General features: G+C 67.2%; 13 protein-coding genes. 11 read left to right on the forward strand and 2 right to left on the reverse strand.

The features are described from left to right. Positions 1-30: 30 nt before the first annotated feature. Positions 31-990: a DnaJ C-terminal domain-containing protein gene (locus OA56_RS07355; protein WP_461584384.1), complete on the reverse strand. Its 960-nt coding sequence runs from the start codon at positions 988-990 to the stop codon at positions 31-33. A gap of 252 nt (positions 991-1242) precedes the next feature. Between OA56_RS07355 and OA56_RS07360 the strand changes: the two genes are divergently transcribed. From OA56_RS07360 to OA56_RS07385, 6 genes are all read left to right on the forward strand, one after another. Further along, positions 1243-1683: an Hsp20/alpha crystallin family protein gene (locus OA56_RS07360; protein WP_461584386.1), complete on the forward strand. Its 441-nt coding sequence runs from the start codon at positions 1243-1245 to the stop codon at positions 1681-1683. A 20-nt stretch (positions 1684-1703) separates the two neighbouring features. After that, positions 1704-2099: an Hsp20/alpha crystallin family protein gene (locus OA56_RS07365; RefSeq protein WP_055424353.1), complete on the forward strand. Its 396-nt coding sequence runs from the start codon at positions 1704-1706 to the stop codon at positions 2097-2099. A gap of 82 nt (positions 2100-2181) precedes the next feature. Beyond that, positions 2182-2688 (forward strand): Hsp20/alpha crystallin family protein, encoded by a 507-nt coding sequence (locus OA56_RS07370; RefSeq protein ID WP_055424354.1) that lies wholly within the window; start codon positions 2182-2184, stop codon positions 2686-2688. 119 nt (positions 2689-2807) lie between these two features. After that, positions 2808-3920, forward strand: a complete 1113-nt coding sequence (locus tag OA56_RS07375; protein ID WP_055424355.1) for a S1C family serine protease — start codon at positions 2808-2810, stop codon at positions 3918-3920. Between the two features lie 13 nt (positions 3921-3933). Further along, positions 3934-5205, forward strand: coding sequence for a nucleoside recognition domain-containing protein (locus tag OA56_RS07380; RefSeq protein ID WP_055424356.1), 1272 nt, complete (start codon positions 3934-3936; stop codon positions 5203-5205). A gap of 48 nt (positions 5206-5253) precedes the next feature. Beyond that, complete coding sequence (locus OA56_RS07385; RefSeq protein ID WP_461584390.1) at positions 5254-5889, forward strand: MBL fold metallo-hydrolase; 636 nt, start codon at positions 5254-5256, stop codon at positions 5887-5889. Between the two features lie 6 nt (positions 5890-5895). Here OA56_RS07385 and OA56_RS07390 read toward each other — a convergent pair whose 3' ends face one another. Further along, positions 5896-6777, reverse strand: coding sequence for a DNA/RNA non-specific endonuclease (locus OA56_RS07390; protein WP_461584391.1), 882 nt, complete (start codon positions 6775-6777; stop codon positions 5896-5898). Positions 6778-6876: 99 nt separating this feature from the next. On the opposite strand from OA56_RS07390, the gene OA56_RS07395 reads away from it, so the two are divergent. From OA56_RS07395 to OA56_RS07415, 5 genes are all read left to right on the forward strand, one after another. Beyond that, positions 6877-8166: an NCS2 family permease gene (locus OA56_RS07395; RefSeq protein ID WP_461584393.1), complete on the forward strand. Its 1290-nt coding sequence runs from the start codon at positions 6877-6879 to the stop codon at positions 8164-8166. Between the two features lie 139 nt (positions 8167-8305). Beyond that, positions 8306-9325 carry a ubiquinone anaerobic biosynthesis protein UbiU gene (ubiU, locus tag OA56_RS07400; RefSeq protein ID WP_461584400.1) on the forward strand — a complete coding sequence of 340 codons (1020 nt, stop codon included), beginning with the start codon at positions 8306-8308 and terminating at the stop codon, positions 9323-9325. Positions 9326-9330: 5 nt separating this feature from the next. Further along, positions 9331-10248, forward strand: coding sequence for a U32 family peptidase (locus OA56_RS07405; protein WP_461584395.1), 918 nt, complete (start codon positions 9331-9333; stop codon positions 10246-10248). After that, positions 10245-10676, forward strand: coding sequence for a ubiquinone anaerobic biosynthesis accessory factor UbiT (ubiT, locus tag OA56_RS07410; RefSeq protein ID WP_082438480.1), 432 nt, complete (start codon positions 10245-10247; stop codon positions 10674-10676). Before OA56_RS07405 ends, ubiT begins: the two co-directional genes overlap by 4 nt. A gap of 143 nt (positions 10677-10819) precedes the next feature. After that, positions 10820-11803: cytochrome-c peroxidase (locus OA56_RS07415; RefSeq protein WP_461584398.1), on the forward strand; the 984-nt coding region annotated here is incomplete at its 3' end.

Raw genomic sequence — 11803 nt, forward strand, 5'->3', positions numbered from 1 at the left:
TGCACTTTTTGTAATACGAGAGTTGGCTCCTCACCGGCCCCAGTGCGCACGAGGGTCGAACCGTACCTCGCGCGCCATCGCCGCGAACTGTTCCCGCACCTTCGGATCGCTCGACGGCGGCAGCACCACCTCGAGCACCGCGTAGAGATCGCCCGGGGGATCGCTGGGCAGCCCCTTGCCGCGCAGGCGCAGCTTGCGGCCGTGCTGCGAATCGGGCGGAATGGTGAGCGTCACCGGCCCCTCCGGCGTCGGGATCTGGATTTTGGCACCGAGCACCGCCTCCCACGGCGCCACCGGCACCGTCAGGTAGAGATCCTTGTCCTCGACGCGATAGAGCGGATGGGGGCGAAATTCCACTTCCAGGTAGAGATCGCCCGGCGGGCCGCCGTTCATCCCCGGGCCGCCCTGGCCGGCGAGCCGGATTTTCTGTCCCTGCCGGATGCCCTTGGGGATGCGTACGTTGAGGGTACGCTCGCGCAGCACCACATGCCCGGATTCATCGAGCTCGGGCACGCGCAGGGTGATCGAACGCGTGGCGCCATGCAGGCTGTCTTCGAGATCGATGAGGATCTTGGCGTGATGGTCTTCCCCGCGCAGGGCAAAACCCCCGCTGCGGCGCTGGCGCGCACCGGCCGCGCCGCGGTGCATGCGCCCGAAGAGCGACTCGAAGAAATCGGAGAAATCCATCCCCTCGAAAGGACCGCCGCCCGGTGCGCCGCGGAATTCGAAGCCGGCATCCCAGCCCGGCGGCGGCGAGAAGTCCTCCCCCTGGCGCCAGTGCTCCCCAAGGCGATCGTACGCGGCGCGTTTCTCCGGATCGGAGAGCACCTCGTAGGCCTCGTTGATCTCCTTCATGCGCTCGGCCGCGTCGGGCTCCTTGCTCACGTCCGGATGGTACTTGCGCGCGAGCTTGCGCCACGCCTTCTTGATTTCCTCCGCCGTGGCCGTGCGCGGCACGCCGAGAATCTCGTAGTAGTCGCGAAACTTCATTCCGTACCGCCTCCGAACAGCCGATGAGTGCGCTCCGGGCGGCGACGGTTTCTCGCTGCCCGGGCCTCTCCATTATTGCTGGCGGCGAGGGAAATTACAAGCGCAGCGCGATGAAGTACCAGTACCGCACACGTGATGCAACCCTTGAAATTCCCACCGAGACAACCTATACCAATAAACGCAACGCACGCGTTCATCGTTGGTCCCGGTGCCGGGCGACTCCGCCCGGCCAACATTCAAGGAGGCAGCACGATGGTTACGACCCTCTTTCCCACCAACCTGTTCGAGGAGTTCGACCGGCTGCAGCGCGAACTCGACCGCCTGTGGAGCGGCTGGCCGGCGGCCATTCGTGAAACGGCGCTCGATGTCGTTTATCCAGCCATCAACGTCGGCCGCACGCCCGAGGCGGTCGAAGTGTATGCATTCGCTCCGGGCATGGATCCGGCCAAGCTCGAGGTCACGCTCGAGCAAGGCGTGCTGACGATCGCCGGCGAGCGCTCCTCGCCGATTCCGGAGAACGACCAGGTCACGGTCTATGCCAACGAGCGCTTCGCCGGCAAGTTCCGCCGCACCATCAGCCTGTCCGAGGATCTCGACCCCGACAAGGTCGAGGCGACCTACCGCGACGGCGTGCTGCGGCTGCGCATCGCGCGCAAAGCCCATCTGCAACCGCGCCGCATCGAAATCAAATGATCGCGAAAGGAGGAACGACCATGGCTGAAACCAACGTCACCACCCGCCCCGGCACCAACGTCACCGCCCAGGAAGCCCAGCGCGTCCCGACCGCGGTGCCGCGCGTCGACATCATCGAGGATCAGACCAGCATCACCCTGTGGGCCGACCTGCCCGGTGTGAGCCGCGATTCGCTGGAGATCAAGGTGGAGGGCGACACCCTTACCATCGAAGGCAACGTGTCGCTTCCCGTGAGCGAAGGCATGGAGCCGATCTACGCCGAGATCCGCGCCCCGCGCTATGCCCGCAGCTTCACCCTGTCGCGCGACCTCGACACCGCAGCGATCCAGGCCAAACTCGATCAAGGGGTACTCGAGCTGCGCATTCCGAAACATCAGCAGGCTCAACCCAAGCGCATCACGGTGCAGGCTGGCTGATTCCTTCATTTCCGGTACGGAAATGACCTTTTTGGCCGCCCATCGCCGGGCGGCCTTCGTCTGACGCAGAGGAGGACGAAGTATGAGTTCGGTACTGGAGCAATGGAAATCCGGCCTCGGCCAGAGCTGGGAGCATCTGATGGAGGGCTGGCGACAGCTGTGGGAACGGGCCGCCGGCGCGCTCACCCGCTTCCAGCCCCGCGAACGCAACGACGAAAAAAGCGCTTCGCCCAATCTGCCGGCGCCGGCTGGAGGCGTGCGCTGGGCGGTGCTCGGCGCCGACATCTACGAGACCGACGAGGCGCTCGAAGTCCGCGTCGAGATCCCCGGGCTCGACCGAGAGGATCTCGAAGTCGAGGTGCTCGACGGCCAGCTCGTGATTCGCGGTGAGAAACGCCTCGAGCGCGAGGAAAAACAGGGGCAATACCGTCTCATGCAATGCGCCTACGGCCGCTTCCAGCGCGCCATCGCGCTCCCCGTGCCGGTCAAGGCCGAAGAGGCCAAGGCGGAATATCGCGACGGCGTGCTCAAAATCACGCTGCCCAAGGCCGAGACCGCAAAAACCCGGCGCATCGCCGTTCAAGGTTGACCTTCTCTTCATCCCTGTCCGACGGCGGCCTGCGTGGCCGCCGTTTTTGCCCGCCCCATCCCCCCTGCCTTCGCCCTTTCCCGTACAATGAGCGCTTCGCACCGTCAGGAATCCGCCGCATGCGCTCCGCCCATCGCTTCACGCTGCTCTCGCTCCTTTTCATCCTTTTCATCGTGCTCGCCGCCTCGCTGGGCACGCTGCTCGCGAAGACCGCCGGAACGACCCCGGCCCAGCCGCGCGCCATCGCCCCGCGCGGCGAGCTCACCGCCGACGAGCGCAATACCGTCGAGATCTTCGCCCTCACCTCGCCCTCGGTGGTCCATATCACCACCGCCCGCCAAGCGCTCAACCTCTTCACCCTCAACGTGCTCGAAATCCCCCAGGGGACCGGCAGCGGCTTCGTCTGGGACGAAGCCGGGCATGTCGTCACCAATTTCCACGTCATCCAGGGAGCGGACGCGGCCCGCGTCACCCTGGCCGACCAGAGCACCTGGCGCGCCAAGCTCGTCGGTGTCTATCCCGACCGCGACCTCGCGGTGCTGCGCATCGACGCCCCGCCCGAACGCCTGCGCCCCATCCCCATCGGCGAGAGCAAGGGGCTCAAAGTGGGGCAGAAAGTGCTGGCGATCGGCAACCCCTTCGGGCTGGACCAGAGCCTTACCACCGGCGTGGTGAGCGCCCTCAATCGGGAGATCGAATCCGTCACCGGCCGCACCATCCGCGGCGTGATCCAGACCGATGCGGCCATCAATCCTGGCAACTCCGGCGGGCCGCTTCTCGATAGCGCCGGTCGGCTCATCGGCGTCAATACCGCCATCTACAGCCCCAGCGGCGCTTCTGCCGGCATCGGCTTCGCCATCCCCGTCGACGAGGTCAACCGCATCGTGCCGCGGCTCATCCGCGAGGGACGCATCCGCCGTCCCGTGCTCGGCATCGCCGCGGCCTCCCCCGCCTTCAACAAGGCCCTGGGCCTTCCGCCTGGAGTGGCCATCCTGCGCGTCGACCCCGATGGGCCGGCGGCGCGCGCAGGGCTCAAACCCTTCGTTCCGGTCACCGAGGGCAGCGTCGTGGTGGGCGATCTGATCGTGGCCATCGACGGCACGCCTACGCCCGATCTCGACACGCTCCTCGACGCGCTCGAGCGCTACCGGCCCGGCGACACCGTAACGCTCGACGTGCTGCGCGGCACCGAACGGCGCCAGGTTGCCGTCACCCTGGATTCCTCTTCCTGATCCTTTCTTCGGCATGAACCGCATCTTCGCCGCTTTCCTGCTGATCGCCTTTGCGACTGGCGCCGGCCGCGAGCTCACGGGCACGCCGGGCGTGATGATGGCCATGAGCAAGGCCGTCATCGACGCTTCACGCGCCGCCGTCGAGCTCGCCCTGGGGCTGGTGGGCGTGATGGCCTTCTTCCTTGGCTTGATGAAGATTGCCGAACAAGGCGGATTGCTCACCGGCATCGCCCGCCTCATCGCCCCGCTCATGCGCCGGCTCTTCCCCGAAGTGCCGCCGCAGCACCCGGCCATGGGCGCCATGATCATGAACTTCTCGGCGAACCTGCTGGGGCTGGGCAACGCGGCCACGCCTTTCGGCATCCGCGCCATGCAGGAGCTCGACCGGCTCAATCCCCATCCCGGAACGGCCACCGACGCCATGGTGCGCTTCCTCGCGATCAACACCTCCGGCCTGGCGCTGCTTCCCACCGGCGTGATCGCCCTGCGCGCGGCCGCCGGTAGCAGCGACCCAGCCGCCATCCTGCCCACCACCCTCTTTGCCACCACCTGCGCCACGCTGGCGGCGGTGTTCCTCACACCGCTCTTCGCCCGCTTCTTTCCCGCGCCACGCATTGCCCCGGCGCCAATGTCCCAGCCTGCGCAGGCGCAAGCGGACGAAGAGGCAGCGCTCGCCCCCTTGCCGCGCTGGGCAGGCTGGGCGGCGGCGCTCTCCTTCGTCGCTCTCATCGTCGCCAGCGTACGCTACGGCCAGATCGTCTCGGCCTGGATCGTCCCTTCGCTCATCGTGGCATTCATCGTGTATGGCCTCACGCGCGGCGTGGCGGTCTATGAGAGTTTCGTCGACGGGGCCAAGGACGGCTTCCAGGTGGCGCTGCGCATCATTCCTTATCTAGTCGCCATCCTCGCGGCCACGGCGCTGCTGCGCGCAAGCGGCGCCCTGCCTTTCTTCGTCGCCCTGCTCGCCCCGATCACCGAGCCGCTGGGCCTTCCCGCCGAAGTGCTGCCCATGGCCATTCTGCGGCCGCTGTCGGGCTCCGGGGCTTTCGCGCTCCTTGCCGATCTCCTCAAGGACCCGAGCGTCGGCCCCGACAGCTATGCCGGCTGGCTCGCCTCCACCTTGCAGGGCTCGACCGAGACCACCTTCTACGTGCTGGCGGTCTACTTCGGCGCCGTCGGCATCAAGAAGATGCGCCACGCCATCGCCGCGGGGCTCACGGCGGATCTGGCCGGAGTGGCCGCGGCGGTTTTCATCTGTTCCTGGCTTTACCCGGGCGCTGCGTGAGGCGCCTCGCTGCTACAATATCGGCATCCCTTGCCGCGGATGCTCGCCATGCTCCACGTTCTCGTCATTCCCGTGACGCCCTTCGAGCAGAATTGCTCGCTGCTGTGGTGCGACCGCACCGGTGAGGCCGCCGTCATCGATCCGGGCGGAGACCTCGAGCGCATCGAAGAGGCGATCCGCACCCGCAATCTGAACGTGCGCCAGATCCTGCTCACCCATGGGCACATCGACCACGCCGCCGGGGCCCCGGAACTTGCCCGGCGCATGGGTGGCATACCCATCCTCGGGCCGCAAGAAGAAGAACGTTTCTGGCTGCAGGCGCTGCCGGAGCAGGCGCGTACCTTCGGTTTCGGCAAGGTCGAAGCCTTCCTGCCCGATCGCTGGCTCGAAGAGGGCGACACGGTATCCATCGGAGAACACACCCTGGAAGTCCTCCACGTCCCCGGCCACACGCCGGGGCACGTGGTCTACTTCGCGCCCGACGAGCGGCTCGCCTTCGTGGGCGACGTGCTCTTTGCCGGCTCCATCGGGCGCACCGATTTTCCCCGCGGCGATCACCGTCAGCTCATCAGCGGCATCCTCGCCAAGCTGCTGCCCTTGGGCGACGACGTACGTTTCGTGCCGGGACATGGGCCGATGTCGACCTTCGGCGAAGAGCGCCTGAACAACCCCTTCCTCGTCTAGCCTCGCTCATTCGGCCCGATAGCGCCCCGGAGCGCGGGCCCATTCTTCGGTGAGCCCCCAGGCTTGGGCGTCCGGCGCGACCGTCTCCAACCGCTCCTGCTCCTGCGTAGGCAAATCGGGGAAGAAGTCGATTCCCGTGGCCTGCTCGATCGCCCGCACCGTGGTGAGATATGCCCGCAGGTCGGCCTGCGGTGGCGTGTCTTGCGGCATGAGAAAGGCGAGCGCCCGCCGTCGCCCCTCCTCGTCCTCGCCCCAGAAGATGCGGAAGAACGCTCTGGGGATCGCGATCCATTCCGGGGAAAAACGCGGCGGATTCTCGTCGAACACCGGCCCCACCACCACCCACAGCACGCGCGAATTCGGTGCGAAGCGGTCGGCCTCCACCGCCTCCAGCCGCTGCCAGCTTCCCTGGTTGAGTTGCGGGCGCTGCGGCGCGACGTTGGAGAGCAGAAACGTGGCGCGCTGCGCTTCAGGCCCATAGCGGGTGCCGATCAGGAAATTCGGCGCCATGTGCCCGCGGTCAAACCCCGAGCCGCGGTAGGATTCGTGCCGCACGCAATGCCAGCCCAGACGGCAGCGCAGAGTGCGGGGATCCGGCTCGAACTGCGCCGGACGCCGTTGCAGGCGATGACCCGGCGGCGGATCGGCGCGATAGGCCACCCAGCGCGGTACGCCATGCCATTCGGAATAACCGACGACGAAACCCGGATTGACGAGTTCGGTGGTGAGCAGCCGGTCGACGGTGTCGCGCACGCGCGGCCAGCCGCCGGGCGAATCCTGTGGCAGGGCGCTGCGCCCCGTCCACAGCCAAACGAAGAGCAGCAACAGCGCCAGCAGCGCCACGGCGCCCGAGCGCCCCACCCCTCGCCTTCCGCGCTTCACGCCCACTTCATTTCCTTTCCTCCGGATGCCAGGAAGCGATTATATCGATTGCCTTCCTTCGCTGACTTTTCCTACAATGCAGCGTCTTCGTTGGACGCCATCTCCATGCTCGAACGCCTCTTCCAGCTCAAGGCCCACGGCACCGACGTGCGCACCGAAGTGCTCGCGGGGCTCACCACCTTCCTGACGATGGCCTACATCGTCTTCGTCAACCCCGAGATCCTCGGCTCGGCCGGCATGCCGCGCGAAGCCGTCTTCACCGCCACGTGCCTCGCGGCGGCGATCGGCTCGGCCATCATGGGGCTGTACGCCAACTACCCCATCGCCCTCGCCCCGGGCATGGGGCTCAACGCCTACTTCGCCTTCGTCGTGGTCGGAACGCTCGGCTATTCCTGGCAGACGGCGCTCGGAGCCGTCTTCATCTCCGGCTGCCTTTTCCTCATCGTTTCCGCGCTGCGCATCCGCGAGTGGATCATCGACGCTATCCCCGCCAGTCTCAAGTTCGCCATCTCGGCCGGCGTGGGATTCTTCCTCGCGCTCATCGGCCTGAAGAACGCGGGGCTAGTGGCGGCGCACCCGGCCACCTTCGTCACGCTCGGCGACCTGCACCGCCTGCCGGTGCTGCTCGCCGTGATCGGTTTCCTCGCCATCCTGGCGCTGGAAGCACGCCGCGTCACCGGCGCGGTGGTGATCGCCATCCTCGGGGTGACACTCGCCGCCGTGGCCCTGGGGCTCGTCCCTTTCAAGGGCCTCTTCGCCCCGCCGCCCTCGCTCGCCCCCACCTTTCTGGCCATGGACATCAAAGGGGCGATCGACACGGGCATCCTCTCCATCGTGCTCACTTTCTTCCTCGTGGAACTCTTCGACGCCTCCGGCACGCTCATCGCCGTGGCCCAGCGCGCGAAGCTGCTCGACGCCCAAGGCCGCCTGCCGCGCCTGGGACGGGCGCTCATGGCCGACTCCACCGCCATCGTGCTTGGCGCGGCGCTGGGGACGTCCTCGACCACCACCTACCTCGAATCGGCCGCCGGAGCCTCGGTGGGCGGGCGCACGGGGCTCACCGCCGTGGTGGTGGCGATCCTCTTCCTCGCCATGCTCGTGTTCTCCCCGCTCGCGGCCATGGTCCCGGCCTATGCCACCGCGCCGGCGCTCCTCTACGTGGCCACCCTCATGGCGCGCGGGCTGGCGCAGGTGCAGTGGGACGACCTCACCGAAGCGGCACCGGCAGCGGTCACCGCCATCACCATCCCCTTCACCTTCTCGGTGGCCAACGGTCTGGCCTTCGGTTTCATCACCTACACCGCCCTCAAGCTCCTCACCGGGCGCGTGCGCGAGCTGCCGCTCGCCGTAGCCGTGATCGCCGGCGTGTTCCTGCTCAAGTTCGCCCTGCTCTGACTTTCGGGCGCCGCACCCGACAGCGAGCGTCGCGCCCCGAATCACCCCCATCGGGGCTCGACCTTGACTTCCGTCAAGGACGGCATCGCCCTCGCGCGCTATCCTGCGAACTTTCCGAGTCGGATTCCTGCGCCCGATGATGAATTCCTCCCGCGTGCGCCGCCCTGAACTCGTCTGCCCCGCCGGCAACCCGGCCATGCTCAAGGCCGCCGTCGAACACGGAGCGGACGCCGTCTATCTCGGCTTCAAGGACGCCACCAACGCGCGCAACTTCAACGGCCTCAATTTCGACGAACGCAGCCTCGCGCAGGCGATCGAGCTGGCGCATGCGCACGGCTGCCGCGTCTTCCTCGCCCTCAACACCTATCCCCAAACCGAAGGCTGGGCCCACTGGACGGCGGCGGTCGACCGGGCCGCGGCGCTCGGGGTCGACGCCCTCATCCTTGCCGATCTCGGCCTGCTGGCCCATGCGCGCGAGCGCCATCCCGAGCTGCGTATACACCTGTCGGTCCAAGGCTCGGCCACGAACCACGAGGCGCTCGCCTTCTATCACGAGCGCTACGGCATCGAGCGCGCCGTGCTGCCGCGCGTGCTCTCGCTCGAACAAGTGGCGCAAGTGGTGCGGCAGAGCCCCGTGGCGGTCGAGGTCTTCGGCTTCGGCGGGCTGTGCGTGATGGTCGAGGGGCGCTGCGCGCTGTCGGCCTACGCCACCGGACAGTCGCCCAACTGCCACGGCGCCTGCTCGCCGGCCAAATTCGTGCGCTGGGACGAAACGCCGCAAGGGCTGGAGGCGCGGCTCAACGGCTTTCTCATCGACCGCTACGCCCCTGAGGAACCGGCCGGCTACCCCACCCTGTGCAAGGGCCGTTTCGCGGTGGGGGGACACACTTACTACGCCATCGAGGAGCCCACCAGCCTCAACACGCTGGAGCTGCTGCCGCGCCTCATCGAGATCGGCGTCGCCGCCATCAAGATCGAAGGCCGTCAGCGCAGCGCGGCCTACGTGGCGCAGGTCACCCGCGTGTGGCGCGAAGCGATCGACGCTGCCCTCGCCGCCCCCCAGGATTTCTCCCCACACCCGCAGTGGCTCGCCGCGCTCGACCGTGTCAGCGAAGGCGCGAGCCACACGCTGGGCGCCTATTCCCGGCCGTGGAAATGACCTCCATGAACCCGCTTTCGTTCGAACTGGTGCTCGCACCCATCCCCTACTTCTGGCCGCACGGGCGTGTCCTTTCCTTCTACGAGGCGATCGCCGAAGCGCCCGTCGACGCCGTCGTGCTCGGCGAGACCGTCTGTGCCCGCCGCGCCGAGCTGCGCCTGCCCGACTGGATCGCGCTCGGACGCGACCTCGCCGCCGCAGGCAAGCGCGTCGTCCTCGCCGGCTACGCCCTCATCGAATCCGAATCGCACCTCAAATGGGTGCGCCGCCTGGTGGAACAGGACGAATTCGCCGTCGAGGCGAACGAGATGGGCACGGTGCGCCTGCTCGCGGCCGCCGGCCGCCGCGACTGGATCGCTGGTGCTTCGCTCAACGTCTACAATCCCCATGCGCTCGCGCAGCTGCACGAGGCCGGGGCGCGCCGCTGGCTGCCGCCGCCGGAGCTCTCCCGCGCGGCGCTCGCGCACCTGCTGGAGGGTTTCACCGCTCTGGAGCAGGGAACGATCGAGACCGAACTGCCGGTATGGGGCCCCCTTGCGCTGGCGCATTCGGCGCGCTGCTTCACCGCCCGCCATTACCGGCTGCAGAAGGACGCCTGCGAATTCCGCTGCCTGGCGCATCCAGCCGGACTGCCGCTCGCCACGCGCGACGGCGCCGACTTCCTCGTGCTCAACGGCGTCCAAGTCCTCTCCGCCCGCCCGTGGTCCCTGATGGACCGCTTGGAGGAAGTCACCCCACTCGCGCAGGCTCTGCGCCTCGTGCCCGCCCCCGAAGGCACCCTCGAGCGGATCGCCGCCCTCGACCGCGCCCGACGCCTGGGTGAAATGCCCGCGCCCGAGCCAGAGTCGTGCAACGGCTTCTGGTACGGTGAAAGCGGCTTCGTGTACCGCGCCCCCTCTTCTTCCCCTCTTGCCGCCCGATGATGAAAGACGACCGCTTCGTCATTCCGCCCGCACTCGCCCGGATCGTCTCCCGCCTGCCGCAGACCCCGCCGGCGGCCGTGCTCGCCTTCGCCCTTGACCGCCTGCTCTTTCCCCGGCTGCCGCTGCCGGAGCTCGACGCGCTCCTCGAGCAACCGCTGCGCATCGAAGTGAGCGACCTCGGCTTGCGGCTCGCCCTCACCCTCACCCGACGTGGTTTTCGCCCCCTGCCAGCGCACGTCGCGCCGCGTCTGACGCTGCGCGCCACCACCCGCGACTTCCTCGCCCTGCTGCGCCGGGAAGAAGACGCCGACACGCTTTTCTTCCAGCGGCGCCTGGCGCTTTCCGGCGACACCGAACTGGGGCTGCTCGTGAAGAACACGCTGGATGCGATCGAGATCGAACTGCCGTTCCTGCCGCGTCCTCGGTAACGAAGCGGAAACCCTGTCGCGAATCGGCAACGCCTCTCGGCGGTAACTTTGATCCAGCGCAAACTTCGGCGCTTTTCCCCTGTGGGAAAAGAGAAGGTGGGCTAAAGTCGCCTTACAGATTTTTCTTCCGCCGGAGGTCCTTCATGATGCGCAAACCCTTGTTCGCCGCGATCGCCGCCGTCTTCGCCGTCTCCGCCGTCCAGGCGGCCCAGCCCAGCCTCTCTGCCGAACTGCGCGAAAAGGCCAAGGCCATCATCCAGCCGATCGAACCAGCGAAGATCGATCATCCGGCCAAGGTCGACCTCGGCCGCCAGCTCTTCTTCGAGCCGCGCCTGTCGCTATCCGGCATCATCTCCTGCAACACCTGCCACAACCTGTCGCTGGGCGGAGTGGATAACCTCAAGACTTCCATCGGTCACAAATGGCAACCGGGGCCGGTGAATGCCCCCACCGTCTTCAACTCCTCGCTCAACATCGCCCAGTTCTGGGACGGTCGCGCCGCCAATCTGCAGGAACAGGCCGCCGGCCCGATCCAGGCGCCGGTCGAGATGGCCATGCCCCACACGCTCGCCGTGGCCGTGATCCAGTCCATCCCCGGTTACGTCGAAACGATTAAAACCATCTATGACACCGACGTCGTCACCCTCGATCACATCACCGATGCGATGGCCGAGTTCGAGAAGACGCTGGTCACGCCCAACGCCCGTTTCGACAAGTGGCTCAAGGGCGACGACAAGGCGCTCACCGCCACCGAGCTCGAGGGCTTCAAGATCTTCTATGAGAGCGGCTGCATCGCCTGCCACAACGGCCCCAACCTCGGCGGCAATTCCTTCCAGAAACTCGGCGTGGTCGAACCGTACAAATCGACTTCGCCGGCCGAAGGTCGAGCGGCGGTGACGAAAAAAGACGAGGATCGCTGGTACTTCAAGGTGCCGACGCTGCGTAACGTGGAACTTACCTACCCCTACTTCCACGACGGCGAGGCAGCCACGCTGGAAGATGCGGTCACCCTCATGGGGCGACTGCAGCTCGGCCGCACCTTCACCGCCGACGAGCTGAAGAAAGTCGTCGCCTTCCTGCACACCCTCACCGGCGAACGGCCGCAGATGCCTTTGCCGCTGCTGCCG

This window comes from Tepidiphilus sp. HLB4 (assembly GCF_054823945.1).